At 67.6% G+C, this 24766-nt stretch carries 22 protein-coding genes and 1 tRNA gene; 8 read left to right on the top strand and 15 right to left on the bottom strand.

Going from position 1 to position 24766, the window contains the following annotated elements; genetic code table 11:
- Positions 1–31: 31 nt before the first annotated feature.
- The 5 genes from ABV606_RS02270 to ABV606_RS02290 are packed head-to-tail and all read right to left on the bottom strand — an operon-like array spanning position 32 to position 9609.
- Positions 32–682, bottom strand: coding sequence for a NeuD/PglB/VioB family sugar acetyltransferase (locus tag ABV606_RS02270; RefSeq protein WP_353988192.1), 651 nt, complete (start codon positions 680–682; stop codon positions 32–34).
- Positions 675–1826 (bottom strand): DegT/DnrJ/EryC1/StrS family aminotransferase, encoded by a 1152-nt coding sequence (locus ABV606_RS02275; RefSeq protein WP_353988193.1) that lies wholly within the window; start codon positions 1824–1826, stop codon positions 675–677. The genes ABV606_RS02270 and ABV606_RS02275 overlap by 8 nt, the downstream gene beginning before the upstream one ends.
- The gene (locus ABV606_RS02280) at positions 1826–2818 is read right to left on the bottom strand and encodes an NAD-dependent epimerase/dehydratase family protein (protein WP_281487384.1); all 993 of its coding nucleotides are present in this window, start codon (positions 2816–2818) and stop codon (positions 1826–1828) included. Before ABV606_RS02280 ends, ABV606_RS02275 begins: the two co-directional genes overlap by 1 nt.
- The gene (locus tag ABV606_RS02285) at positions 2815–3897 is read right to left on the bottom strand and encodes a Gfo/Idh/MocA family protein (RefSeq protein WP_281487383.1); all 1083 of its coding nucleotides are present in this window, start codon (positions 3895–3897) and stop codon (positions 2815–2817) included. Before ABV606_RS02285 ends, ABV606_RS02280 begins: the two co-directional genes overlap by 4 nt.
- Before the next feature lie 51 nt (positions 3898–3948).
- Entirely contained in the window at positions 3949–9609 is a 5661-nt protein-coding gene (locus ABV606_RS02290) for a DUF4082 domain-containing protein (protein ID WP_353988194.1), read from the bottom strand.
- Between the two features lie 444 nt (positions 9610–10053).
- Here ABV606_RS02290 and ABV606_RS02295 point away from each other — a divergent pair, with 444 nt between their 5' ends.
- Both ABV606_RS02295 and ABV606_RS02300 read left to right on the top strand, forming a co-directional pair.
- Positions 10054–11076, top strand: coding sequence for a zinc-dependent alcohol dehydrogenase family protein (locus ABV606_RS02295; RefSeq protein WP_353988195.1), 1023 nt, complete (start codon positions 10054–10056; stop codon positions 11074–11076).
- Positions 11077–11149: 73 nt separating this feature from the next.
- On the top strand, positions 11150–12457 hold the full coding sequence (locus ABV606_RS02300) for a phosphoribosyltransferase family protein (RefSeq protein WP_353988196.1): 1308 nt from the start codon (positions 11150–11152) through the stop codon (positions 12455–12457).
- A 30-nt stretch (positions 12458–12487) separates the two neighbouring features.
- Here ABV606_RS02300 and ABV606_RS02305 read toward each other — a convergent pair whose 3' ends face one another.
- On the bottom strand, positions 12488–13516 hold the full coding sequence (locus ABV606_RS02305; RefSeq protein ID WP_353988197.1) for an LLM class flavin-dependent oxidoreductase: 1029 nt from the start codon (positions 13514–13516) through the stop codon (positions 12488–12490).
- 90 nt (positions 13517–13606) lie between these two features.
- Complete coding sequence (locus tag ABV606_RS02310) at positions 13607–13984, bottom strand: cupin domain-containing protein (protein WP_281487380.1); 378 nt, start codon at positions 13982–13984, stop codon at positions 13607–13609.
- Positions 13985–14259: 275 nt separating this feature from the next.
- Here ABV606_RS02310 and ABV606_RS02315 point away from each other — a divergent pair, with 275 nt between their 5' ends.
- Positions 14260–14808 carry a potassium channel family protein gene (locus ABV606_RS02315; RefSeq protein WP_281487379.1) on the top strand — a complete coding sequence of 183 codons (549 nt, stop codon included), beginning with the start codon at positions 14260–14262 and terminating at the stop codon, positions 14806–14808.
- 67 nt (positions 14809–14875) lie between these two features.
- Here the strand turns inward: ABV606_RS02315 and ABV606_RS02320 are convergent.
- A tRNA-Gln gene (locus ABV606_RS02320) sits at positions 14876–14947 on the bottom strand.
- A gap of 149 nt (positions 14948–15096) precedes the next feature.
- Here ABV606_RS02320 and ABV606_RS02325 point away from each other — a divergent pair.
- From ABV606_RS02325 to ABV606_RS02335, 3 genes are read left to right on the top strand one after another with little or no spacing between them, the layout of a single operon-like run.
- A complete protein-coding gene (locus ABV606_RS02325; protein WP_353988198.1) occupies positions 15097–15510 on the top strand; it encodes a TM2 domain-containing protein in 414 nt (137 codons plus the stop codon).
- 12 nt (positions 15511–15522) lie between these two features.
- On the top strand, positions 15523–15726 hold the full coding sequence (locus ABV606_RS02330; RefSeq protein WP_281487377.1) for a hypothetical protein: 204 nt from the start codon (positions 15523–15525) through the stop codon (positions 15724–15726).
- A 51-nt stretch (positions 15727–15777) separates the two neighbouring features.
- The gene (locus ABV606_RS02335; RefSeq protein WP_353988199.1) at positions 15778–16560 is read left to right on the top strand and encodes an SDR family oxidoreductase; all 783 of its coding nucleotides are present in this window, start codon (positions 15778–15780) and stop codon (positions 16558–16560) included.
- A 22-nt stretch (positions 16561–16582) separates the two neighbouring features.
- Here the strand turns inward: ABV606_RS02335 and ABV606_RS02340 are convergent, their stop codons facing one another.
- The 7 genes from ABV606_RS02340 to ABV606_RS02370 all read right to left on the bottom strand — a co-directional run bounded on the left by ABV606_RS02340 (position 16583) and on the right by ABV606_RS02370 (position 23848).
- Positions 16583–17290 carry an AMIN-like domain-containing (lipo)protein gene (locus ABV606_RS02340; RefSeq protein ID WP_353988200.1) on the bottom strand — a complete coding sequence of 236 codons (708 nt, stop codon included), beginning with the start codon at positions 17288–17290 and terminating at the stop codon, positions 16583–16585.
- An 85-nt stretch (positions 17291–17375) separates the two neighbouring features.
- Complete coding sequence (locus ABV606_RS02345; RefSeq protein WP_353988201.1) at positions 17376–18392, bottom strand: NAD(P)/FAD-dependent oxidoreductase; 1017 nt, start codon at positions 18390–18392, stop codon at positions 17376–17378.
- Complete coding sequence (gene gltX / locus ABV606_RS02350; protein WP_353988202.1) at positions 18389–19870, bottom strand: glutamate--tRNA ligase; 1482 nt, start codon at positions 19868–19870, stop codon at positions 18389–18391. The genes ABV606_RS02345 and gltX overlap by 4 nt, the downstream gene beginning before the upstream one ends.
- 33 nt (positions 19871–19903) lie before the next feature.
- Positions 19904–20584 (bottom strand): HAAS signaling domain-containing protein, encoded by a 681-nt coding sequence (locus ABV606_RS02355; RefSeq protein WP_353988203.1) that lies wholly within the window; start codon positions 20582–20584, stop codon positions 19904–19906.
- Between the two features lie 154 nt (positions 20585–20738).
- Positions 20739–21509 (bottom strand): fumarylacetoacetate hydrolase family protein, encoded by a 771-nt coding sequence (locus ABV606_RS02360; RefSeq protein ID WP_281487372.1) that lies wholly within the window; start codon positions 21507–21509, stop codon positions 20739–20741.
- A gap of 116 nt (positions 21510–21625) precedes the next feature.
- Positions 21626–22732 carry a branched-chain amino acid aminotransferase gene (locus tag ABV606_RS02365; RefSeq protein WP_353988204.1) on the bottom strand — a complete coding sequence of 369 codons (1107 nt, stop codon included), beginning with the start codon at positions 22730–22732 and terminating at the stop codon, positions 21626–21628.
- A 60-nt stretch (positions 22733–22792) separates the two neighbouring features.
- Complete coding sequence (locus ABV606_RS02370; RefSeq protein ID WP_353988205.1) at positions 22793–23848, bottom strand: 3-isopropylmalate dehydrogenase; 1056 nt, start codon at positions 23846–23848, stop codon at positions 22793–22795.
- Positions 23849–24016: 168 nt separating this feature from the next.
- Between ABV606_RS02370 and ABV606_RS02375 the strand changes: the two genes are divergently transcribed.
- Complete coding sequence (locus tag ABV606_RS02375) at positions 24017–24268, top strand: DUF6458 family protein (RefSeq protein ID WP_281487369.1); 252 nt, start codon at positions 24017–24019, stop codon at positions 24266–24268.
- Between the two features lie 98 nt (positions 24269–24366).
- Complete coding sequence (locus ABV606_RS02380) at positions 24367–24717, top strand: hypothetical protein (protein WP_353988206.1); 351 nt, start codon at positions 24367–24369, stop codon at positions 24715–24717.
- The last annotated feature ends 49 nt before the right edge of the window (positions 24718–24766 follow it).

The following is a 24766-nucleotide window of genomic DNA, read 5'->3' on the forward strand; positions in this document are numbered from 1 at the left end:
GCGCTGTCGCTCGCCACCCCGCCCTGGTCAGTCACGGTGTGACCACCATGGGCACCTCGAGTGGCCGCGCCGGCACTCCGGCCCAGATCTCCCCCGGCGGCAGGTCGCGGGTGAGCACCGCGCCCATGCCGAGCACCGAGTGCTTGCCGACCCGCACGTTCTCGCGAACCCCGCAGTTCATCCCGAGGTACGCGCCCTCGCCGATCCACACGTTTCCGCCGAGCACCACGCCCGCGCAGAGCGTCGCGTACGACTCGATGAGCACGTCATGCGTCAGCACGGCGTTCGGCATGGCGACGACGTGCCTGCCGACTGAGACATTGGTGGTCAACACCACACCGGCGAGCAGAATGCTGCCCGGGCGGATGTCGCATCCGGCCGCGACGGAGGCGCCCCGGTCGATCACGGTCACGTAGTCGTCGTCGGTGCGGCCCTGCGCGATCAGCCGATCATCGAGTGAGCTGCGCGCCCTTCCCTTGCCTGCGCACAGCAGCAGGCGTGCATCCGGATACTCGCGCGCGACCTCGAGCGGGCCGAGCACCGGCAGGCCGTCGAGCTTCAGCCCGACCTTCGCCGGGTCGTCGTCGAGGTAGCCGAGCACATCGTGCTCCCCCGTTCTGCGGATCGACGCGAGAGCCTCTCGCGCCAGACCGCTCGCTGCGACCAGCAGCAGCTCAGCCATGCGCGAGCGCTCCCACCGGTGCGAAGATCGCCTTGATCACGGTCGCCAGCTCGGCTTCGGTCATCTGGTGGTACAGGGGCAGGATGACGGTGCGATCGGTCAGGCGCTCGGTGACGGGCAACGGCGCCCGCTGCGACGCTCCTCCCGCATACGCGGGCTGCCGGTGCGCGGCCATGATGCCGCGACGCGCAGACACTCCGGCAGCCGCGAGGTGCTCGAGCAGCCCCTCGCGGTCGAGCGGGTAATCGTCGCCGATCTCCGCCCAGAGCGACTGGAAGTTGCTCGTTCCGAAGATCGGATCGGCGACCAGACGGATGCCGGGAACGCCCGTAAGCCGCTCGGCGTACTGCGCCGCCAGCTCTCGCCGACGGGCCACGATCGCGGGCAGCTTCTGCAGCTGCACGAGCCCAAGCGCCGCCTGCAGGTCGGTCATGCGGAAGTTGAACCCGATCTCGTCGTACTGCTCGGCGGGCGGCAGCACTGATGCGTGGCGCTCTGCGGCCGAGACGCTCATGGCGTGCTCGCGCAACCGTCGGGCCCGCTCCGCCCAGTCGGCGCGAGAGGTCGTGAGCATGCCGCCCTCCCCCGTGGTGAGCAGCTTGCGCGGGTGGAACGACCATGCCGCAAGCTCCGCACCGGCACCGACCGGGCGGCCCAGGTACTGAGATCCGGCACCGCATGCGGCATCCTCGATCACCACGATGCCCCGCCGGTCGCAGAGCGACCGGATCGACTCCAGATCGGCGGGCACCCCGCCCTGATCCGCAACGATCACCGCGCGCGTTCTGTCGGTGAGCCGGGGTTCGATCGTCGCTGCCGTGAGGTTTCCCGTGAGCGCGTCGACGTCAGCGAACACCGGCTGTGCGCCCACATAGGTGGGGGCGTTCGTCGTCGCGATGAACGAGAACGACGGCACCACGACCTCGTCGCCCGGCTCGACGCCGGCGACGATGAGCGCCAGGTGCAGCGCTGTCGTGCAGTTCGAGGTGGCCACGGCGTGCTCAGCCTGCATCGCGGCCGCGAACTCCTGCTCGAATTCGGCGACGCGCGGGCCCTGCGCGACCCAGCCGCTCTCGATCACCTCCGTGACCGCAGCCACCTCCTCGGGCCCCATCCACGGCTTCATCACGTTGATGCGCGACATCACGCACTCACCTTCCGGCCCGCAGCGATCTCATCTCGCAGCGGAGCCCACCACTCGACGAGCTCACGGAGGCCCTGCTCCAGACCCACCTGCGCCTCGAAGCCGAGGTCGCGTCGTGCGGCGGAAGTATCGGCGAGCCTTCGCACGACGCCGTTCACCGCCCGCTCGGGCCCGTGCTCGACGTCGAGATCGGAGCCCATCACCCGCAGCAGCGCCTGCGCGAGCTCGAGCAGGCTCGTCTCGGTGCCGCTCGCGATGTTGTAGACGCCGTCGGTCACAGCGCTGGTGGCGGCCATCAGATTCGCCCGGGCGATATCGCGTGTGAAGACGAAGTCCATCGTCTGTCGACCGTCGCCGAAGATGAGCGGCGGCTCCCCATCTGCGATGCGTTCCATCCAGCGCACCAGCACCTCGGTGTACGCGCCGTGCACGTCCATGCGAGGGCCGTAGACGTTGAAATAGCGGAGCACGACGGCATCCAGCCCGGTCATCGCACGGAACGAGCGGATCATGCCCTCGTTGAACGACTTCGCCGCGCCGTAGAAGGTGTCGTTGGCGTTGTGATGGTGACTCTCGGGGGTGGGGAACTGCTCTGCCATTCCGTAGACCGAGGCGCTCGAAGCGGCGATGAGCTTGCCGACCCGGTGCCGGGCCGCTGATTCGATGACGTTGAACGTGCCGTCGACGAGCACCTCGAGAGCGAGCCGCGGGTCTTCGGCGCACTGGGTGATGCGAATGGCGGCCTGATGGAACACGAGATCTTTGCCCCTCACCAGCTCGTCGACGAGTTCGCGATCTCTCAGGTCGCCCTCGATGAGCCGCACCCGGCCGCTCTCGAACGCCGGCTCGAGGTTCGCGAGACGGCCGCGAACGAGGTTGTCGAGCACGTCGATGTGCTCAGCACCGGCGTCGACGAGCTGGTCGACGAGCGTCGAGCCGACCGTGCCCGCACCCCCGGTGACGAGCACTCTGGCTCCGCGGATCTCGGTCATGCGACAACCTCCAGGGGTGAGCGATTCGATGGTGAGGCATGACCGGCGTCGACCGGCACTGCGGCGCCGGCGGCACGGAGACTGATGGCTGCGGCATCCAGCACGCTGAGCACTCGCATTCCCGCGTGCCCATCGGTTCGCGCTGGACGCCCTTCGGAGATCGCGGCGGCGAACTCGGATGCCATCGCGGCGAGCGCCTCGTGCTCGGGCAGCGCGGGCGACCAGGTGTCGCCGAGCCGGTACGACACGGTGGCCGCACGCCGCTCGGCGGTGGCGGCCGATTGGCGATCGATGTCGACCCCACGGTCGTAGATGCTCAGGCGCTGTTGCGGGTTGAGGTCATCCCAGACCAGCGTGCGCTTGGTGCCGCCGATGACCATCTGCCGAATCTTTGTCGGGCTCAGCCAGTTGACGTGAACATGCGCGATCGATCCGTTACCGAAGGGAAGCGACAGGTATCCGATGCACGCTTTGCCGGCACCCAGCGGGTCGGCGCCCTGAGCGGAAACCGATTTCGGTCGAAGCCCTCCGGGCAGGATGAAATCGAGCACCGAGAGGTCGTGCGGCGCGAGGTCCCAGAACACGTCGACGTCGGGTTGGATGAGTCCGAGATTGATGCGAACGGAGTCGACGAACAGGATGTCGCCGAGTTCGCCCTCCTCGATGAGTTGGCGTATGCGCATCACCGCCGGCGTGTAGCAGTAGGTGTGGTCGGTCATCAGCACCAGGCCGCGCTCGGCCGCCGCGCGCACCATGCGCTCGCCGAGTTCGCGCGAGTCGGCGAGCGGCTTCTCGACCACCACGTGCTTGCCTGCGGCGAGCGCGGCGCACACGACGTCGTGATGGGTGCGCGCGGGAGTGGCGATCGCGACGGCGTCGATCGCGGCATCCGCCAGTACCTCGTCGAGGCTGGTGACGACTGCCGCTCCCCCGACCGCGTCGGCGACGCGCTGCGCGCGTTCACGGTCGAGATCGCAGATGGCGGCCAGTTCCCAATCGGGGTTCGCCTTGAAGTTGCGGGCGAGGTTCGGGCCCCAGTAGCCGGCGCCGATCACGGCGATGGTTCTTCTGTCGGGCATGTCTTCCTGCTCCAGAATTCGGGTGTTCGTGGACGAGGAGCGCCAACGCAATCAGCCGGATGGATCGAACAGCACGTCGACCCAGAAGTTGTGGGGCGTGGGCGCGCCCGGGTAATCGGTGCCATACACGTACGCGCCGCCCATGGCAGGACTCGAGAGCGGACCGTTCACCACGGGGTCCTTGAGTCCGTTCAGGGTGACCGCGTAGCGGCCGGTGGAACTGTGCAGGCCGATCCGGTACTCCGTTCCGGCCTGCAACATCACTGGGGAACCGAACATGGCGGTCTGCCAGCCCTCGGCGGTCTCATCGACGAACTGCACTTCGGCCAGTCGGCCGCCGTTGATGTTCCAGAGGTAGCCCGTGTGAGTGCCGGTGTTCGCGGCTCCCTTGTAGAAGCGCACGCCGGTCACCGCGCCGGGCACTTGCGCCACGAATCTCAGGGCGACTTGCACCGAGGCGGTATCGTCCCAGGCCGGGTGCTGGGGCACGCTGTTGGGCGGGAACAGCGAGACGACATCGACGGTCGGCGGCGGATCGGCGGTGGTGAACGACCAGGAGGCTCCGCTCAGCGCTGCGCCGTCGATCGACACTGTCGCCCGGTAGACCGTGCGCCACTCGAGCGGGTTCGTCGGGGTGAACGAGAGCGTCGACTTCGCCGAGTCCCACGCGCTCTCTCCCGCGACGGCCCCTGCCGGTCCGGTCAGCGCGAGTGACGGCGCGCGGGTTCCGACTCCGCTTAGGGTCGCGGTGATGACGTCGGTCGGCGCAACGCCGGTCGCGTTCGAGGTCGGGCTCGTCGCCGTCATCGTCACCGGTGTCGGCTCAGGCGTCGGTTCAGGGGTGGGCGTCCGCTCGGGCGTCGGTGTGGGTTCGGGGGTCGGCGTCGGCTCCGGGGTCGGTTCGGGTGCCGGCGTCTGCCCGCCGGTCACGAACACCACGTCGACGAAGTACGCCGAGGCGTTCCAGCTTCCCGTCGGGAATCCGCTCGAGCTGCCGTAGCGGAACCGGCCGTTCTGCGAGGTCTCGGCGGTGATCGGGCCGCTCGTGCGCTGGGTGCTGAAGTACCCGGTCGTGTACGAGTAGCCGCCGTTGGGGGCGAAGTACGAGACGACGTACCGCTCACCCGGTGTCAGCGCCACCGGCGTTGCGAGATTCGCGGTCTGCCAGCCCGTCGCTGTCTCGTTCGTGAAGGTCACTCGAGCGAGCGCGGTGCCGGCGGAGTTCCACAGCGTTCCAGTGTGCGTTCCGGTGTTCAGCGACCCCTTGTAGAACCGGATGCCGGTGACAGAGCCCGGCTGCGACACCGAGAACACCATGCCGAGTTCGACCGACGCGGGCTCGTTGACGCTGAGGGTCTGCGGCGTCGTGTTGCCGTGCAGCGTGAACGTGCCGCTCGGCTGCGGCGCTGTCGCGGTGGTGAACGACCAGTTGCCACCGCTCACTTCAGCGCCGGCGATCGCCACCCTCGCCGTGTAGCGGGTCGCCCAGGCGAGCGGCGCCGCCGGAGTGAAGCTGACCGTGCGGGTCGTGGCGTTCCAGGTCGACGTGCCGGCGACGGCGCTTCCGTTGGGATCGGTCACCGCGAGCGTCGGGGTTCCCGATGCACTGACGGCGCTGAGCGTGGCGGAGACCGACGCCGACGGTGACACTCCGGTCGCGTCCCGAGCGGGGGTGGTGCTCGAGACCGAGATCGGTGTCTCTGGCGGCGGTGCCGTCGTGCCGGTCGCGAAGACGATGTCGACGAAGTAGTTCGACGACTTCCACACGTTCTCGGGGAACCCGCCGCCAGCGCCGTAGCGGAATCGTCCGTTCACGACCGTGTCGGCGATGATCGGCCCATTCGACCGCTGCGTCGAGAAGTAGTCGGAGGTCACCGCGTAGCGGCCCTGCGGGGCGTAGTACGACACGACGTACCGCTGACCGGGCGAGAGCGTGACGGGCTGCGAGAGCATGGCGGTCTGCCAGCCGCTCGCCGTCTCGTTCGCGAAGGTTACCTGCGCGAGACGCGTGCCGTCCGCCGCCCACAGCGACCCGACGTGCGTGCCGCCGTTGCCACTGCCCTTGTAGAAGCGGATGCCGGTGACCATGCCGGCCTGCGTCACCGAGAAGGCCATGCCGAGTTCCACGGCTGCGGTGTCATCGGTCACTGCCGATGTCACCGGCGTCGCGTCGCCGAGCAGGCTGAACTGTCCGTTCCAGGCGGGCGGAGCAGCCGTCGTGAACGACCAGGTTCCGCCCGTCGGCGTCGAGCCGCCGATCGAGACGGTCGCCTGGTAGCGCGTCGACCACTCGAGCGCGGCGCTCGGTGTGAAGCTGATCGTGCGGTTCGCGGCATCCCACCTGGTGGTTCCCGCGACCGGGCCGGCGGGGCCGGTCAGCGTGATGGTCGGCGTGCTGGCCGGGTCTGCCGAGAGCCGCGCCGACACCGCCGTCGAGGGCGCCACATCGGTCTGCCCGGCTGCGGGGGTGCTGCTCGTGACCGACACGGGGAGCGGGCTCGTGGTGTTGTTCACGTACACGACGTCGACGAAGTAGTTCGTGGTGGAACTCGACGACGGGAAGCCCGAACTGTAGGTGAACGCACCCGCCGAGGCGCCGACGCGCAGGGGTCCGCGAGTGAAGCCGGCGTCGGCGAACGCACCGAGCGTGGCCGAGTACGCGCCCACCGTCGTGCGATACGCGGCGATGTACTCCGTTCCGGCCTGCACGGTGATCGGCGTGCCGAAGTAGACGGTCTGCCAGCCCGACGCCGACTCGTTCACGAAGGTGGCGGAGCCCAGTTCGCGGCCGTCGCTGCTCCACAGCGAGCCGACGTGGGTGCCGGTGTTCCCTGCGCCCTTGTAGAAGCGGATGCCGGCGATCGCGCCGTCGGTGAGCGGCGTGAACTTCACCCCGAGGGTGACCGGGCCGTTGTCAGCGACCTCGAGGATCGCGGGGGTCGCTGTCGGCGGGAACAGTGTGCACGGGCACGCGGCCTCGCCTCCGTCGGTCACCGTCGTGAACGACCAGGAGGCGCCCGTCGCCAAGGCGCTGCCGTTCGTGCCGGTCGCGCGGAGCACGACGGTATAGGTGGTGCCGGCCTTCAGCGCGGCGCTCGGCGTGAAGCGCACCGTGCGTGTGGCCGCGTCGTAGGTGACAGCGCCCTGAACGGCGGCTCCCAACTGGTCGGTCACCGTTGCGCCGACCGAAGAGGCGACCACATCCGCGGAGAAGCGGGCGGTGATTGGCGTTGAGACGGGCACATCCGTCGCGCCTGGAGTCGGCCACTGACCGACCGCGGCAAGCGGCACGTTCGCCGCGGTGTCGAAGATCGCGTCGACGAAGTAGTTGCCCAAGCGGTAGCTCAGGTTCGGGAAGGTCCCCGCATTGCCGTAGACACCGGCGGGCTGCGCACCGTAGCCCGAGGCGATCGTGAAGGGCGGCGCGGCCTTCGCGGAGTACGGCCAGTAGTAGGTCTCGATCGAGTAGCGACCGCGCGGTGCCGTGTACGACACGACGTACGTGGTGTCCTTGGCGACGGCGACCGGGGTCGAGAAGAAGGCGCTCTGCCAGCCGGCGGCGGTCTCGTTCGAGAAGGTGACCGTCGCGAGGCGGTTGCCTGCGGCATCCCAGAGCGATCCAACATGGGTGCCGAGGTTGGCGGCCGATTTGTGGAACCGAACTCCCGAGATGAAGCCGTCGACCTGGGTGGTGAAGCGCAGCCCGAGCTCGACTGCGGAGGTGTCGCCGGAGTCGACGGTGGCGGGCTGGGTGGCGCCGAAGACGCTGTACGGCCCCGTCACCTGCAGCGGCACCGTCGCGGGCGTGGACGCGTAGTTGGCGCTGTCGTCGATCGCTCGCACCCGGATGCTCTGGGCGCCCATGCCGCTCTGCACGTAGCTGTAGCTCCACTGGGTGGTGCCTGTCGCCGCCCGCCACGTGGTGCCGCCATCGGTCGAGACTTCGACGCCGGCGACGATTCCGCCCGAGTCGGCTGCGGTTCCGGTGACGGTGACGAGCGTTCCGTTCGCGACGGTCGCTCCGCTGACGGGAGAGCTCACCGTCACGGTGGGCGGCGTGCGGTCGGTCGTCTGCTGGGCTTGCGTGAGGCCGTTCATCAGGGTTGCCGGCTGCGCGCCCATATCGGCCAGCAGGTTCACCTGCGCCTGCTGCATCCGCGGGTCGGCCGGAGCGCCCTCGCCGTCATGCGTCTGATCGAGCCCCCACGCCCATTGCACGCTGCCGGCGGAGAACACCAGTGCTCCGCTCGAGGCTCGGTAGAGCGTCGTGTGGTGCTTCGTCGTGCCAGGAGTGACAGTGTTGCCGAAATCGCGCAGCACCTCGGGCACCGCGCCGGTCGTAGTCGACATGCGGATGAGCCCGGGCGGGCTGTAGCCGTTCTCGACCACCTCGTTCGACTCGTATCCGACCGTGTGGGCGGCGAGCGTCGCTGTCTGCGTGCCGCTCATCGACGCGAGCGGCGTGTGCCGCCACATGCGGTACTTGCCTTCGGCGGCTGAGACGGTCAGCGCGAGATCGCTGTGGTTGATCAGGTACATGGTGCCGGTGAGGGCGTTCTCGGGCAGACCACCGCCGTTCGCCTGCGACGCGAACCTCGGGTCGCGCCACGTTCCCGTCCACTCCGCACTCGGGTCGATCTTGGCGTCGTTCCAGGTCTCCTTGTACGACACGAGTGTGCGGTACTGCGTGCGGTCAGCGGATGCCGCCGGCTCCCACCGCACGCGCCAGTACATCTCGTTGCCGGTGAGGAACTGCATGTTGACCCCGGCGGCGCGAGCAGCCTCGACGTTCGCTCGCTGCCGGCCCGACCAGTACTCGTCGTGGCCGACCGAGAGGAAGACCTTGTGATTGCGAAGGTTGGCGCCGAAGCGGTCGGAGTCGATGCCGCTCGCGTAGCTGACGTCGTATCCGTTGCGCTCGAGGAAGCGCACCTGCGCGTACTCGCTCGAGAAGTAGAAGTCGCGCTTGGTGACGCCCTCACGGGTGTTGAAGGGCCGGTTGTAGCTCAGCTTGTACGCGCGCCCATTGGCGCCGCCCTTGTAGAAGCTCGAGCCGCCATAGCTGTTGTACGCCTGCCAGGTGGTGTCTGAAGTCTGGAACAGGATGTCGGATGATCGCGCATCGTTGCGCACGACGAAGATGATGTGGCTGTCGCCGCCGGTGTCCGCTCGCTTGAGACGGGCGACGTAGACGCCCGAGACCGCGGTGGAGGGCACTTGCCAGGATGCCGAGACGGCCCAGTTGCCGCAGTCGTAGAGCTCGGTCGCGACGTCCCTGATGCACTGCGGCTGGCTTTGCGGCAGTCGCGCGGAAGGCTGGATGGTCGTGATGAGTCGGGCGCCGTTGCCCTGGTACCAGCCCGTGCGATAGATCTCGAGCGAGTAAGCGCTCGCGTTGGTGTCGACCTTGAAATCGATGCGCTGTCCCGCGTTGACGCTGATGTCGGTGGCGAACCCTTGGATGCTCGGGTCGCCCGCCCCGTCGATGTCCCACACGCTCGCCGGCGTGCCAGGCTTCGTGTTCTCGCAGGCGACGGGGTTCCCGCCTGTGCCGCACGGGTCCACCGCGGCGCTCGATGGGGAGCTCGTCTGGAACAGCATGGTGGTCACCATGGCGATTCCAAGGAGCAGCGCGAGGATGGTGCGACCCGCATGCTGCGTTCTGGACGCAGTCGGATCGTTCGGCACGGTCGGGAACGAAGCTTCGCGCACGGAGTACCTGCGATTCGGGTTGGCAGGCGGGCAGACTGCTGTCTGCGAAGGGCTGCCGTCGTGCAGGCAGCGGGCAGTGCTACGGCGACGCGTCGACCTCGAGTGGTCTACGACCTCGGGTGGCTGCAGACCTCGGGTGGTCTTGCGCCGTCGTCGTGTTCGGGCAAACGGGGTGGGTGGCCCCGGATGCGTGCCACCCTCCCACGCCGACCGCGGCCCGGTCTACCCCCCGAATGGGGGGTGCCACTCGGCATTCGGTCAAGCTGGCATTCAATCGCGGCGAGGCTGACTCGAGGAGACATGGCGTCATCGACAGGGACTTTCGGGCCTGGAGGTTCACCCCGCTCGCCGCTAGCTTCGCGGGATGTCGGCTCGAGCCGGCCCGCGCGGAAAGCGGTGGCCGGCCGCGTCCGTCGAGTTGGAAATCGGACGGTGGTGACCTCAATGCGGAGTTGGCGCACGACCCCGTCACCAGGTGAGCTCGAGCTTGTGGAGACGCGGGTGCCTTCGCCGCGGCCCGGGGAGGTGCTGGTGCGCGTCGAGGTATGCGGCATCTGCCGCACCGATCTCCACGTGATCGATCGTGAACTTCAGGTGCATCGTGAGCGCGTCATCCCAGGGCATCAAGCCGTCGGACGAGTGGCGAGCCTCGGGGCGGGCGTGGAGGAGCCGTCGATCGGGACGCTCGTCGGCGTGCCCTGGTTGCATCGCACGTGCGGAGAGTGCCGGTGGTGCCGTTCGGGAGCGGAGAACCTCTGCCCGAGGTCGCAGTACACAGGCTGGGACGTCGATGGCGGGTTCGCCGAGTTCATCGTCGCACCGGCCGCCTTCATCTACGAGCTTCCCGACGCGGCTGATCCGGCGACCGTGGCACCATTGCTCTGCGCCGGAATCATCGGCTTTCGAGCCCTGAGCCGAGCAGCGCTTCCGCCCGGTGGGGTCCTCGGCCTCTACGGCTTCGGATCCAGCGCCCACATCGTCGCCCAGCTCGCCATCGCCGCGGGCGCCCGAGTATTCGCCATGACCCGGGGCGAGCAGAACCGAGCACTCGCGCGCGAACTGGGGGCGGCCTTCGTTGGGGACGCGATGACCGCTCCCCCCGAGCCGTTGGATGCGGCGATCATCTTCGCGCCGGCCGGCGAGCTCGTTCCGGTGGCGCTCCAGGCGACGCGAAGCGGCGGCACCGTCGTGCTGGCCGGTATCGAGATGAGCGACATCCCGTCGATGTCGTATCAGCGCACCCTGTTCCGAGAGCGAGACCTGCGCACCGTGACATCGAACACTCGCGATGACGGCCGCAGGCTGCTGGATCTGGCAGCGAACCTGCAACTGCGACCGACCATCACCCGAGTGCGGTTCGACTCACTCGACACCGCCGTCGAATCGATCCGTAGTGGCACTGCCAGCGGTTCGCTCGTGCTGTCAGTCGGCGAATCGGATGCCGAGGCGGCGCAGCGGCGGTCGTGACGAGCTTCTGGATCGACCGGTCGAGGGACCTAAGCCCCGCCGAACCGGCTCACCCAGCGGGCATGCTGATGGGATGTTCCGTGACCGCATCGACGGCGCGAACCGGTTGCTGAGCGAGTTGCGCGAGTTCCGCGGCGACAACAATGCCGTCGTCCTGGGACTCCCTCGGGGTGGGGTGCCGGTCGCGGCCGTGGTCGCTGAGGAGTTGGAGCTCCCCCTTGACGTAGTGGTCGTGCGAAAGCTCGGCGCACCATTTCAGCCTGAACTCGCCATGGGCGCTATCGCCGAGGGGGGCACGAGAGTGCTCCACGAGACCTTGATCTCGGAGTTGGGCGTTGACTATTCGCAGCTCGCCCGAGTCGAGCAACGAGAACTGGCAATGCTGAACGACCGCGTGCAGTTGCTGCGACGGAACGCGCCTCCTCGCTCCCTCGACGGTTGCACCGCCATTCTGGTCGACGACGGCCTGGCGACTGGCGCCACCGCCGAAGCTGCGTGTCGATCCGCTCGAGCGAGAGGCGCGGACCGCGTCGTGTTCGCGGCACCGGTCGGGCCTCACGATGCTGCCCGCCGTGTTCGATCGGCCGATCGAGTCATCTGCGCCACGGTCCCCGACTCGTTCTACGCGGTGGGTCAGGCGTATGCAGAGTTCGCGGCGACGAGCGACGAGGAGGTCATTCTCCTCGTCGACGAGGCGCGGCGGCGGGTGGAGGGACGTCCGTGGCGAGCACGCACCGGCATCCGAGCATCAGAGGTCGAAGTCCCCATGGGTCGAGCCGCTCTCACAGGGACCATGGGCCTCCCTGCCGACCCCAGTGGATTCGTGATCTTCGCCCACGGGAGCGGAAGCAGCCGCTTGAGCCCCAGGAACCGACTGGTAGCCGGTGCGCTCAATCGAGCAGGCATCGGAACGCTGCTCATGGACCTCCTGCTGCCGCGGGAGGAGGCGCACCGCGAGAAGGTGTTCGACATCCCCTTACTCGGAGAGCGGCTCGTGCTCGCGCTGCATTGGCTCCGGACCGCGGAAGGGATCCGGAGGCTCCCCATCGGATACTTCGGCGCCAGCACGGGTGCCGGCGCGGCGCTGTGGGCTGCGGCGGCACCGGAATCCTCCGTGACGGCGATCGTCTCGCGGGGCGGCCGCCCAGACCTCGCCGGCGACCGACTCGAAAGCGTATCGGCGCCCGTCATGCTCATCGTCGGCGGCGATGACGCCATCGTGCTCGACCTCAACCGCAGCGCACAGGCGCGCCTGAACGGCCCGAGTGAGTTCGTCGTGGTGCCGGGAGCCACGCACCTGTTCGAAGAACCGGGCGCTCTGGCTGAGGTCGCGATCGCCGCTCGGCGCTGGTTCCTGCACTGGTTCTCGCAGTCCGTCTGAGCAGCACGGCGACTCGAGCGCCCGAGGCCCTCATCGCCCGGCCAGCGACCTGCGCACTTCCGGGAGCACCTCGGTGGCGAGCAGTTCGATGGAACGCAATGTGTCGCCGAGGCCCAGGCCTCCGAGACCCACTTGCGCCAGGAAGCGCGTGTGGCCGAGCATCTCGTGCTCCCACAGGATCTTGTCGACGATCTCGGCCGGGCTCCCCGCAAACAGGGCGCCCTGAGGGCCTGCCCACAAATCGAACCCGGCCCGATCGAGGCCGCCACCGCGAGGCATGTTCTGCGCGAAGTAGCCCGCGTAGTGGGGAAAGAACGTGTCGCGCGCGGCTTGGGAAGTCTCGGCGACATGGAAGTGCGACGTCACGCCGAGTTGCGGCCGGGCATGGCCGGCTTGAATTGCAGCGTCCCGGTGCAGGGCGGCGAGCGATCGAAACCGCGGGGGCGCGCCGAGGATCGCCAAGTACATCGGCAGACCCAGCCTGCCCGCGCGCACCGCCGACTCCGGGGTACCTCCGACCGCCACCCAAACGGGAAGCCGTTCCTGCACCGGACGTGGCCACACACCGGCCGCGCGCAACGGAGGCCGCGTCGATCCCGACCATGTGACAGGGTTCTGATCGCGCAGCGTCAGGAGAAGGTCGAGCCGGTCGTCGAAGTACTCGTCGTAGCGCGAGAGGTCCTGCCCGAATAGCGGGAACGACTCGATGTAGGCGCCACGGCCGGCGGTGATCTCGGCGCGTCCGTTGCTCAAGAGATCGACAGTGGCGAACTCCTCGAACAGCCGCACCGGGTCGGCGCTGGAGAGCACAGTCACCGAGCTCGTCAGCCGGATGCGTTCCGTTTCGCGAGCGACAGCGGCAAGCACCGTCTGCGGCGACGAGACCGCGAAGTCGGGGCGATGGTGCTCCCCAACCCCGAACACGTCGAGTCCCGCCTGATCGGCGACTCGAGCCCATTGGAGGATCTCCTCGAGACGCACGCGCGGATCGATCGGCTCGCCGCTCGCGTCGCGAGTGAGTTCGCCGAAGGTGAAGATGCCGATCTCGAAGGGCTCCATAGAACTCCTGGATTCGCTGCCAACTAGTTGTAGATACAACCGAAACCGCAGCGCACTATTCCCTCGGCAGCCGCGAGCCCTGCGACGCGCTCACTCGTGCCCGGCATCCTCCTCCGCACGCGCCCAGTCGGTCGCGCCGTACCAGTCGATGACCACGACTGGCTCATCGCCGACGACCCACGCATCATGGCCTTGCGGGAGGCTCGTGATGTCGCCGGGCCCTCCGACGAACTCCCTGCCATCATCCATGCGGATCGCGAGCCGGCCCTGAACGTGGTACTGGAAATGGGGGGCGAGGCAGGAGTCAGTCCCGGCGATCGGCTTCACATCGTTCGACCACCTCCACCCGGGTTGGAGCGTGAGGCGCCCGATGACACTGTCACCGACCTTCAAAAGCTCAGCCTTGCCGTGCGGGAACTCCCGCACCTCTGAAGGCTTGGCGAACGTTTCATGCTCTACGGTCTGCATTGTGTCCTCCTGACCGAACGCGCACCTCTCGGCGGCGCGTTCACAATCCACCCGTCGGCGAACCGCGACAAGAGGCGGTCGCCCTGCACCGTGCCGCCACGACCGAGTCGTGGCCACGGCCGAGTCGCTTGATCTCCCGAGAACACCGCCGCCTACGAAGCACTTCACAAAGCCGACGACGTCAAGTCATGATCGGCACACGAGAACGGTGCGAAACGCCGGGCCGCGCTCCCCCGCGTCGAGCGTTTGCAGGTCGGACGGGATTGGGGGCAGCAATGAAAGCAGAGCCCGCGCCGCCCAATGCGCGGCCGACGCGCGTGGTCCTCATCGTGGGACTTCTCCGCGCGGCACTCACCGCGGTGGTCGTCACGCTGGCGTACTTCTTGCTCCCCCTCGACCGCATGCGTGCGGCCCCGTTGTGGATCTCGCTCGGCGTTGCGGGCGCCGCCCTGCTGCTGTTGGCCACCTGGGAGGTCCGCGGCATTTCTCGATCGCGATACCCAGCCATTCGCGCCGTGCAAGCGCTCGCGCTGACTGTTCCGCTGTACGTGCTTCTGTTCGCCGCAACGTACTACGGGATGGCGGTCGAGAATCCGCACAACTTCGAGCCCTCTGGCCTCACGCGCGTCGACATGCTGTATTTCACGGTCACGACGTTGGCGACCGTGGGATTCGGCGACATCGCCGCAGCGAGCCAGGAGGCACGACTCCTCGTCACCGTGCAGATGATCTTGAATCTGCTCATCCTCGGCGCGGGCATCCGCGTCTTCGTGGGCGCAGTCCGCAGTCGTCGCGCAACAAACCGCGCGCAGCAAGCGCCGTGAACGCGAGGACGACGAGATCCTTGCCGTGATGGCTCAGTCACCGTGACGAGAACTCTGCGAAGGAGAGCTGGGGTACCTGGACTCGAACCAAGAACAACTGAACCAGAATCAGCCGTGTTGCCAATTACACCATACCCCAGTGCGCCCTGCCGAGGCCGGGGCACGAGTAGCTACTTTACCCTACGCAGCAGGTGTGAGCGAATCACGGGCGACGGCCTCGGAAGGACCTTCGGCCCGAGATGGTTCGCCGTCGCGCGTGGAGAATAGCGGCGACCGAGGAGGGCAGCGATGTCTACCTACCCCGATGCGCCGATGGGTGATCGCACCCCCTACCAACAGGGCGTATATCAACAGAGCACGCCATCGAACAGGTCATTCATCGCAACGTGGCTGTTCGCCTGGCTGCTCGGCTTTCTCGGTGTCGACCGCTTCTACCTCGGAAAAGTCGGTACCGGGATCGTGAAGCTGCTCACGATCGGCGGTCTCGGCATCTGGTGGCTCATCGACCTCATCCTCACCCTGGCCGGCGTGCAGCGCGACAAGGAGGGGCGGCTGCTGCCCGACTACCAGGAGCACAAGCTGATCGCGTGGATCGTCACCGCTGCCGGCACCGCACTGTGGATCTTCATCTCTGCGATAACCCGGCTCTTTGCGTTCGTACCCGAACAGCTCGGGCCAATGACGCCTTGGTGGAACGGATGACGAGGATCGCCCATGTCTGACGGACGGAGAAGCGTCAAAGTGGTCGAGCGCGCCGGGCCTTGGGGCTTCTTCTTCGTACTCGCTTACATCGGCGCAGCCATTTACTTCATCTCGCACTCCGACGGCAGTTTCCTCGGGGTAGTGCTGGGACTCTTGCAAGCGATCGTCTGGCCGGTGTATGTCATTTACCACGTGCTCGAACTCCTGGCCGTATGAACGGGCAGCGCGGCACTCCTCACTAATCTCTGCGGGAAGCAGGTTGCAACGATGTCTCGAACCCATGTCATCACCGGAGCCGCAAGCGGAATCGGGATGTCCACTGCTGAGTTGCTGACTCAACGCGGCGACCGAGTCATCGGCGTCGACCTGCGCGGCGCCGATGTGAACGTCGATCTCTCGACCGCGGAGGGGCGAAGCGAACTGGTCGACAGGGTCACCGACTTGAGCGATGGCGTGATCGACACCATCATCGCGAACGCCGGACTGGCGACGCCCACCGCAACCACTGTGGCGGTGAACTTCTTCGGCACTGTCGCGACGCTCACCGGCCTTCGGCACCTGCTCGCCGCGTCGTCTGCGCCGAGGGCGGTTGCGACCGCGTCGATGGCCTCGCTGTTCCCTCCCGACGACGCGCTGCTCGAAGCGCTCACGGCCGAAGACGAGCCGCGAGCGATGGAGCGAGCATCCGAGTTGGAAGCGGCGGGCGGCGACGCCGCATCCCAGATCTACGGAACCACGAAGCGGGCACTCGCGCGCTGGATCCGGCGGAACGCCATCACGCCTGACTGGGCGGGAGCCGGCATCCCACTCAATGCGATCGCGCCCGGCGTGGTGAAGACGCCGATGACGGAGGCGTTCACCGGCACCGAGGAAGCGCGCACGGCCATCCTGAAGACGGTTCCCATGCCCCTGAACGGCATCTTCGAGCCGCGCGACGCCGCATATCTGCTCGCCTGGCTTGTGAGCACCGAGAATGCACACCTCTGTGGGCAGGTCATCTTCATCGACGGCGGCTCAGACGCGGTGATCCGCGGCGACTCGACCTGGTGACAGAGCCGGTCGCCAAGCCCTCTCAGTGGAGGACGTCCAGAACGACCCTCGACCCGCTGCCAGGGCCCGGAAGAGTGAACGCCCGGAAAGGCCGTTGGCTCTCCACTCCTACACCGAGCACGGTCCTCCCCTCGAAGCTGCCGGCCCACCCGACCTGCCGGAACACTTCGAACCCTGAGACGTCGGCGACCTTGTTCCGATCGGCCGGGAAGTACGTCTCTTTCCCGGTCTCGATGTCGTAGGCGGGCGCGAGGACGACCACGCTGAGGAAGGCCGAGCCGGCGAGGGACAGCATCCGACCGCTCCCCTCCTCACTGACTGCGGAGACGTACCGCACCTCGTAGCCGGGCGCACTTCGGTCGAGGTCGATCACGAGGCGGTCGAAGCAGTCGTGGCGGCCGACCCGCACGTCGGTCACGCGGGCGGTCGAGGCCTGCGTCGCCGCTTGTGGCGCGGTGGTCCAATCGGCTTCGCACGATGGTCCGGGCGGAGGGGGCGTGATCGGCGCAGCCGTCGGTTCGGGCGAGAGTGTTGGGCTCGTGGGCGTCGGGGTCACCGGCTCCGACGGCGAGGCCGATGGCGTCAGCGTCGAGGTCGGGCTGGGCGAGGACCCGCCCGTGCACCCGCCCAGCAGCATGACCGCTGCGAGCGCGAGAATCCCCCACGCCGCTCTCACGCCCTGCGCGGTGAGATCGCGCTCGGCAGTCTTGCGGGATCGGTCACCCGTCATACCCGAACAGTAGGCTCGCGCCGGTTCCCCTCCACAGGGCCCTTCGACCCGATGTCACAGGCCTTCGACCAGCAGAGCAGACAGTTCAGCGACTGTGCGCGGTCGGCACTCCGATGAGGTCGCGATTGATCGTCGCCGCCACTCGAGCCCCAGCGCCCGCGGCCACGATGAGCTGCTGCGGACCGGGTGAGGTGCAGTCGCCGGCGGCGTACACACCCGCATGACTCGTGCGCCCGTCGCGGTCGATCGTGAGCAGGCCCCAGCCGTCGGTGGCCAAGTCGAGCGAGCCGGCGAAGTCGAGTTGCGCGTGCCACTTCGGCCGAACGAATCCGCCGGAGATCTCGATCACGTCGCCGTCGTCGAGGCGGATGCCGCTGACACCCTCGCGACTGCCCTCGACATCGGCGATGGGTCTGCGCTCGACGCGCACGCCACGGTCGGCCAACACTTCTTCCTGACCGTCGGTGACAGCATCCGCGCCATTGGTGAAGACCGTGAGGTGGTCGCTCCACTGCGCGATGAGCAGCGCCCGCCACGCGATGTCGGATGTCTCGCCGATCAGCGCGATCGGCCGGTCGCTGTACTCGTAGCCATCGCAGGCGACGCAGCTGAACAGACCCATTCCGTAGAACGAACGGATGCTGGGGAGCTTCGGCAGCGTCTCCTTCAGCCCCGTCGCGAGCAGCACCGTCTTGCAGCGCACCACGCGGTCGGGCTGACCGTTGATGCCGCGAGCCCGCACTTCGAACAGGCCCGTCGAGCCGGTCGTGTGAGTGTCGGTCTGGTAGATGTGGCGCCCAGGCCCCTCGAGCGCGGTGATGGACTCGACGACCGCCAGTTGGTGCTCCGCTTCCGGGTAGGCGAGGTACTCCTCGCGGCCGAGTCGCCGGAGCTCATGCGGCGGCGTGCTGTCGCGCGTCAAGAAGCCGTGAGAGATCAGGGTTGCCGAGTGACGCGGGCGGTTGCTGTCGAGCACGAGCGTGCGTCGCCGCGCACGCACGAGATTCAGCGCGGCGGAGAGCCCCGCCGGCCCCGCTCCGATGACGATGACGTCGTACTCGGTGGCGGCATCCGTCGGCAGCGGAGCGCGCTCGGTGGTCACAGCCGCGCCCGAAGCCGTTCGAGTCGGGTCAGCGTCGAGTCGCGGCCGAGCAGCTCCATCGACTCGAACAGCGGCGGGCTCACACGACGGCCCGAGATCGCGGTGCGCAGCGGACCGAACGCGAGCCGCGGCTTCTTGCCGAGGCCGTCGATGAGCGACGCGCGAAGCGCGCTCTCGATGCCGTCGAGGCCCCATTCGTCGAGCGCTGAAAGCGCCTCGATCGATGCCTGAAGCACCTCGCCTGCGTCGTCCTTCAGCCCGATGAGCGCGTCGTCCTCGTACTCGATGGCGTCATCGGCGAGGAAGAAGAAGCCCATCATGTCGCGCGCTTCGCTCAGAAGGGCGATGCGCTCCTGCACGAGGGGTGCGGCCTTCGCGAGCAGCACGCGATGCTCGCCGCTGTTGATGAGGTCGGCGAGGTAGGGCAGCAGCCGCTCGGCGAAGTCGGTCGGCTCCAGCATCCGAATGTGGTCGCCGTTGATGGCCTCGGCCTTCTTCACGTCGAAGCGGGCCGGGTTGGGGTTCACGTTCTCGACATCGAACGCGTCGATCAGCTCGGCGATCGTGAACACGTCGCGATCTGCCGCGATCGACCAGCCGAGAAGTGCGAGGTAGTTGAGCAGTCCTTCGGGAATGAATCCGCGGTCGCGGTGGTGGAACAGGTTCGACTCGGGATCGCGCTTCGAGAGCTTCTTGTTGCCTTCGCCCATCACATACGGCAGGTGCCCGAATCGCGGGATGAAGGTGGTGACGCCCGCCTCAATCAGAGCGCGGTACAGCGCGATCTGCCGCGGGGTCGAGCTCAACAGGTCTTCACCGCGCAGCACGTGCGTCACGCCCATCAGCGCATCGTCGACCGGGTTCACGAACGTGTACAGCGGCAGCCCGTTCGGACGCACGACGACGAAGTCGGTGAAGCTGCCGGCCGGGAACGTGATCTCGCCGCGAACGAGGTCGGTGAAGCTCAGGTCGGTGTCGGGCACTCGAAGTCGCAGCGCGGGCTGACGTCCCTCGGCGCGGTAGGCGGCCCGCTGCTCGTCGGTGAGGTCGCGCTCGAAGTTGTCGTAGCCCTGCTTCGGATCACGCCCGTTGGCGATGTTGCGCGCTTCGATCTCCTCGGCGGAGGCGAACGACTCGTAGAGGTGACCGGATGCCTTGAGCTTCTCGATGATGTCGGCGTAGATGCCTTGCCGCTGAGACTGCCGGTACGGGCCGTGCGGGCCACCGGTGTCGATTCCCTCGTCCCAGTCGATGCCGAGCCAGCGCAGTGCCTCGAGCAACTGGAAGTAGCTCTCCTCACTGTCGCGCGCCGCGTCGGTGTCTTCGATGCGGAAGATCATCGTGCCCCGGTTGTGCCGGGCGTACGCCCAGTTGAACAGGGCCGTGCGGATGAGCCCGACGTGCGGGGTGCCGGTCGGAGACGGGCAGAAGCGCACTCGGATATCGGAACCGGTCGCGGTGGAGAAGAGATCAGCCATCGAGACCGATTCTAGTTCGCCGGAATGGGCGGTTCAGCGGTTCTCACGCGCCCGTGAGCGGGCGCGCACGATCAGCCAGATACCGAGCACCACATTGACCGGGATCCACAGCAGGAAGACTGACCACCAGAGGTCGAACGCGGCGGGGACCAAGGGATTCACCCCAGGGTCCATCTCAGAGTCAGCGAGGCGCTGCACCCAGGCCGCCGCAATGCCGAGCAGCACCGCGCCGGCTGCTCCGAACGTCGCGACCAGCTTCTCCCACGTGCGCCACACGCGCGACATCCAGACGAGCACGATGCCGACCACCCAGCCGAAGAACGGCACGACGAACCCGCCGACCGCGACGAGCAGGACCGCCGCAAGTTCGAAGCCTCGGATCCCGATGGCAGCGAGCCCACCCGGTGCCGCCTCGGCACGCCCGTCGGATGCCGCAGACAGCGGTTGCGCGCTGATCCCCGCCGCGGCACCGTCAGGTGCCGCAACAGCGCTGCCTGCGGCGGCCTCCTCGCGGGCGTTCGCCGCGATCAACTGCGGGTCGCCGAGCAGTTCGATGCGCTCGGCGGCGGTCGCGGCATCCGCACCGAGCAGCTCTTCTTCAACACCCGCGCGGATGTCGCGGCGCACGCTTTCGGGCAGGCCCTCGAGCGCCACGTCGAGCTCGGCCAGGTACGACCGTGTGACGCGTGGCAGTTCCGACGACGGCGTGGACATCATGTGCTCCTCGGTTCGGCGGGTTCGGTGATCGTCGCTTCGTGCGGCGGCCCCGAGCAGGGGGTCGACAGTCCACCGACGCTTCACGCACCCGACCGCCCTGCGCGCTCGAGACAACGGGTAGACGCACGAGATCCGCGCGGATACCGGCAGGTCAGGCTCGGTTGCGCGCCGGGTTCGAGAGCACGCCGATGCCGTCGATCTCGATCTCGACCGTCTGCCCGTCGACGAAGCCACCGAGGCCGGCCGGTGTGCCGGTCAGAATCAGGTCGCCCGGCAGCAGCGTCCACACATCGGAGATGAACTCGATCAACTCTGGAATCTTGTGCAGCAGATCGCGAGTGAAACCGTGACGACGCTGCTCGCCGTCGACCCTGGTGGTGATCTCGAGGTTCGAGGGGTCGAGCTCGGTCTCGATGACGGGCCCGATCGGGCAGAAGGTGTCGTAGCCCTTCGCGCGGGCCCACTGACCGTCGGCGAACATCTGGTCGCGCGCAGAGACGTCGTTCGCGATGGTGTAGCCGAAGATGTGGTCGTACGCGTCGGCGGCCTTCACACGCTTCGCGATCTTGCCGATCACGACGGCGAGTTCGCCCTCGTGCACGATGCGCCCCTCCACCGGCGGGATCTGAATCGTCTCACCGGGGCCGATCACCGAGGTGTTCGGCTTCAGGAAGATGAGGGGGTTGCTCGGCGCTGCGACATCCATCTCAGCCTTGTGCTCGGCGTAGTTCAGCCCCACGCACACCACCTTCGACCGAGGGATCACGGGAGCCAGCAGTCGAGCCGACTCGAGCGGCACACGCTCCCCCGTGGTGTCGAACCCGGCGAACATCGGGTCGCCCTGCAGAACGACGAGTTCCTCGTCGTCGACGATGCCGAAGCGCGGGTCGCCGTCGCCGGTGGTGAAGCGTGCGATTTTCACGTGTTCTCCTCGCGCGCATGAGCCATGCGCATGGTCACATACTGATGGTGGTGATGCTCAGGTGTGAGGGCGCCGGTGCCCATGAATCCCGCGGATGCCGCGGGCGTGCGTGCTGATCAGGCGTCGAGTCGCAGCATCCAGCCGTGCTTGTCGTCGCGACGACCGTACTGGATGTCGGTCAACTCCTGGCGGAGTGACATCGTGAGCTCACCCGCCGGCGCATCGGCCGAGCCGATGGCGAAGTCGGGCGTCTTCAGCATCGCGATCGGCACGATCACGGCAGCGGTGCCGCACGCGAAGACCTCGGTGATCTCACCGGAAGCCGCGCCGTCCCGCCACTCGTCGATTGAGATCTCACGGCGCTCGATGGCGTGGCCGCGGTCGGCGGCGAGTTGCAGCACCGAGTCTCGCGTGACGCCCTCGAGGATGCTCTCGGATGCCGGGGTGACCAGCGTGCCGTCGCGCTCCACGAACACGATGTTCATGCCGCCGAGTTCCTCGACGTACTTGTGGTGCACGGGGTCGAGGAAGAGCACCTGCTGGCAGCCCTGCTCGTAGGCTTCCGCCTGAGGCAGCAGCGAGGCCGCGTAGTTGCCTCCGGTCTTCGCGAAGCCCGTGCCTCCATCTGCTGCTCGCGAGTACTTGCTCGACAGCCAGATCGACACCGGTGCGACGCCGCCGGAGAAGTAGGCGCCGGCGGGGCTCGCGATGAGGTAGTACGCGACCTTGTTCGCCGGGCGCACGCCGAGGAACGCCTCCTTGGCGAACATGAACGGGCGCAGGTACAGGCTGGTCTCCGGGGCTGAAGGCACCCAGTCCCCGTCGACCGCGATGAGTTCGCGCAGCGATTGGATGAAGTACTCCTCCGGCAGCTCCGGCAGTGCGAGACGTCGGGCTGAGCGGTTCAGGCGCTGAGCGTTCATCTCGGGACGGAACGTCCACACCGAGCCATCGGCGTGTCGGTAGGCCTTGAGCCCCTCGAAGATCTCCTGCCCGTAGTGCAGCACCGCTGCCGAGGGATCGAGGGCGATCGGGCCGTACGGCTGGACTCGCGGCCGGTGCCACCCGCCGCCACGCGACCAGCAGATGTCGACCATGTGATCGGTGAACCGCGTGCCGAACCCGGGATCGGCGAGCACTTCATCGCGCTCGGCGGCCGACTTCGCCTGGAGGTTCTTCGTCACCGCGAATTGGAGCGGAGTAGCGGTTGCGGCGCTGGTCATGGCGTTCCTTAGTGGGCGATCGGTTGGTTCGTTCTATTTGGTCGGTGCTCTTCGGATCGGTCAGTGCTCGCCGATCGCCGCCACGATGGCGTCGCCGGTTTCGCTGGTGCCCCGACGCGCTTCGCCGCGGCTGGCGAGGTCGCGCGCCACTGCCCCATTGATCTTCGCAGCCTCGTCAGCGAGCCCGAGGTGCTGCAGCAGCAGCGCGGCCGAGAGGATGGCGGCGGTCGGGTCTGCGAGCTGCTTGCCCGCGATGTCAGGCGCAGAGCCGTGCACCGGCTCGAACATGCTCGGGAACTCGCGGTCGGGGTTGATGTTGCCCGAGGCGGCCAGGCCGATGCCGCCGCTGATGGCGCCAGCGAGATCCGTGAGGATGTCGCCGAAGAGGTTGTCGGTCACGATCGTGTCGAACCGGCTGGGCTCCGTGACCATGAAGATCGTCGCGGCATCGACGTGCAGGTAGTCGACCGCAACCTCTGGGTACTCAGTGGCGACGCGGTCGACGATCCGCTGCCACAGCCCACCGGCGTGCACCAGCACGTTGGTCTTGTGCACGAAGGTGAGGCGCTTGCGGGCACGGGATTGCGCGGTCTCGAACGCGAAGCGCACGACGCGCTCGACACCGAAGGCGGTGTTGACGCTGGTCTCGTTGGCCACCTCGTGGCGGGTGCCGATGCGCATGGCACCGCCGTTGCCGACGTACGGCCCTTCGGTGCCCTCGCGCACCACGACGAAGTCGACATCGCCGGGGGCTGCGAGCGGCGAACTGATGCCGGGGAACAGCGTCGCCGGGCGAAGGTTGACGTAGTGGTCGAGCGCGAACCGCAGCTTGAGCAGCAGCCCGCGCTCGATGATGCCTCCCGCAAGGCGGGGGTCGCGCGGGTCGCCCCCGACCGCGCCGAAGAGGATCGCCTCGTGCTGCTTCAGTCGTGCGAGGCTCTCGTCGCTCAGCACCTCGCCCGACTCCAGATAGTGGGTGGCGCCGAAGGGGTACTGGGTCTCGACCAATTCGATGTCGGCCGGAAGCACTGCCCTCAGCACCTTGAGTGCTTCGGCGGTGACTTCTGGCCCGATGCCGTCTCCAGGAATGACGGCGAGATCGATGGTGCGAGGCATGGCCACTAGCGTATCGCGCGTTCGGGAGCGGCCAGAGCGAACCCCCTCTGACGTTCCCAGCGGTTGCTCGTCTTGCGGACAGGTTCCCCACAGGGTCACCATGTGCCGCGGGCCCTGCGCCGATATCACCTCGGTGTCGACCTGGCCCAAGGATCGGAGGAAGCCGTCATGAGCATCGGTTTCGGAGTGTTCCTGTTCGTCGTGGGTGCGATTCTCACGTTCGCGCTGCAGGTGGAGGTCGACTGGATCTCGCTTGACCTCGTCGGCTGGATCCTGATGATCGCCGGCGTGGTGACAGTGCTGATCGGCATTGTCCTGATGGCGCGTCGCCGTCGTTCGACGAGCGTCTCGCGTACCGAGATCGACCCGGGTACCGGCGCGGCGGTGCGCCGCGACGACAACCTGAGCGATCCGCTCTGAGTCACGAGTGAAGGGCGGGGCACGAGGTGTCCCGCCCTTCACCATGGGCGGGCTCCGTGCTCAGCGTTGGCCGCGCTGACCGCACCTAGACTCAAAACATGGAAATCGTTCGCAATATCCTGCTCGTGCTCCACTTCGTGGGTCTCGCCTCGCTGTTGGGCGGCTTCATGGTGCAGATGTCAGCCTTCAGGACTCGTTCCGGCCGCATCAACCCCGCGATCCTCCATGGAGCGCTCACGCAAGTGGTCACCGGCCTGCTGCTGGTGGGCGTCGCAGAGATGGGCGACGCCGATGTCAACCACGTCAAGATCGGCATCAAGCTGGTCGTGGCGCTGACCATCTACGTTCTCGCGCTGGTGTTCCGCAAGAAGGAGACGATCTCGAACGGCATCCTGGGAACGATCGGGCTGCTCACTCTCGTGAACATCGTGGTAGCGGTCTTCGTCTAGCGCGGACTGCAACGTGAAGGGCCGGGGTCTCCCCCGGCCCTTCTTCGTT

The sequence above is a fragment of the Ruicaihuangia caeni genome, from assembly GCF_040536845.1.
Lineage (GTDB): Bacteria > Actinomycetota > Actinomycetes > Actinomycetales > Microbacteriaceae > Ruicaihuangia > Ruicaihuangia caeni.

Coding starts and splice junctions, on each gene's coding strand:
- ABV606_RS02270 (WP_353988192.1), bottom strand. CDS start 682: ATGGCTGAGCTGCTGCTGGTCGCAGCGAGCGGTCTGGCGCGAGAGGCT.
- ABV606_RS02275 (WP_353988193.1), bottom strand. CDS start 1,826: ATGTCGCGCATCAACGTGATGAAGCCGTGGATGGGGCCCGAGGAGGTG.
- ABV606_RS02280 (WP_281487384.1), bottom strand. CDS start 2,818: ATGACCGAGATCCGCGGAGCCAGAGTGCTCGTCACCGGGGGTGCGGGC.
- ABV606_RS02285 (WP_281487383.1), bottom strand. CDS start 3,897: ATGCCCGACAGAAGAACCATCGCCGTGATCGGCGCCGGCTACTGGGGC.
- ABV606_RS02295 (WP_353988195.1), top strand. CDS start 10,054: ATGCGGAGTTGGCGCACGACCCCGTCACCAGGTGAGCTCGAGCTTGTG.
- ABV606_RS02300 (WP_353988196.1), top strand. CDS start 11,150: ATGTTCCGTGACCGCATCGACGGCGCGAACCGGTTGCTGAGCGAGTTG.
- ABV606_RS02305 (WP_353988197.1), bottom strand. CDS start 13,516: ATGGAGCCCTTCGAGATCGGCATCTTCACCTTCGGCGAACTCACTCGC.
- ABV606_RS02310 (WP_281487380.1), bottom strand. CDS start 13,984: ATGCAGACCGTAGAGCATGAAACGTTCGCCAAGCCTTCAGAGGTGCGG.
- ABV606_RS02315 (WP_281487379.1), top strand. CDS start 14,260: ATGAAAGCAGAGCCCGCGCCGCCCAATGCGCGGCCGACGCGCGTGGTC.
- ABV606_RS02325 (WP_353988198.1), top strand. CDS start 15,097: ATGTCTACCTACCCCGATGCGCCGATGGGTGATCGCACCCCCTACCAA.
- ABV606_RS02330 (WP_281487377.1), top strand. CDS start 15,523: ATGTCTGACGGACGGAGAAGCGTCAAAGTGGTCGAGCGCGCCGGGCCT.
- ABV606_RS02335 (WP_353988199.1), top strand. CDS start 15,778: ATGTCTCGAACCCATGTCATCACCGGAGCCGCAAGCGGAATCGGGATG.
- ABV606_RS02340 (WP_353988200.1), bottom strand. CDS start 17,290: ATGACGGGTGACCGATCCCGCAAGACTGCCGAGCGCGATCTCACCGCG.
- gltX (WP_353988202.1), bottom strand. CDS start 19,870: ATGGCTGATCTCTTCTCCACCGCGACCGGTTCCGATATCCGAGTGCGC.
- ABV606_RS02355 (WP_353988203.1), bottom strand. CDS start 20,584: ATGTCCACGCCGTCGTCGGAACTGCCACGCGTCACACGGTCGTACCTG.
- ABV606_RS02365 (WP_353988204.1), bottom strand. CDS start 22,732: ATGACCAGCGCCGCAACCGCTACTCCGCTCCAATTCGCGGTGACGAAG.
- ABV606_RS02370 (WP_353988205.1), bottom strand. CDS start 23,848: ATGCCTCGCACCATCGATCTCGCCGTCATTCCTGGAGACGGCATCGGG.
- ABV606_RS02375 (WP_281487369.1), top strand. CDS start 24,017: ATGAGCATCGGTTTCGGAGTGTTCCTGTTCGTCGTGGGTGCGATTCTC.
- ABV606_RS02380 (WP_353988206.1), top strand. CDS start 24,367: ATGGAAATCGTTCGCAATATCCTGCTCGTGCTCCACTTCGTGGGTCTC.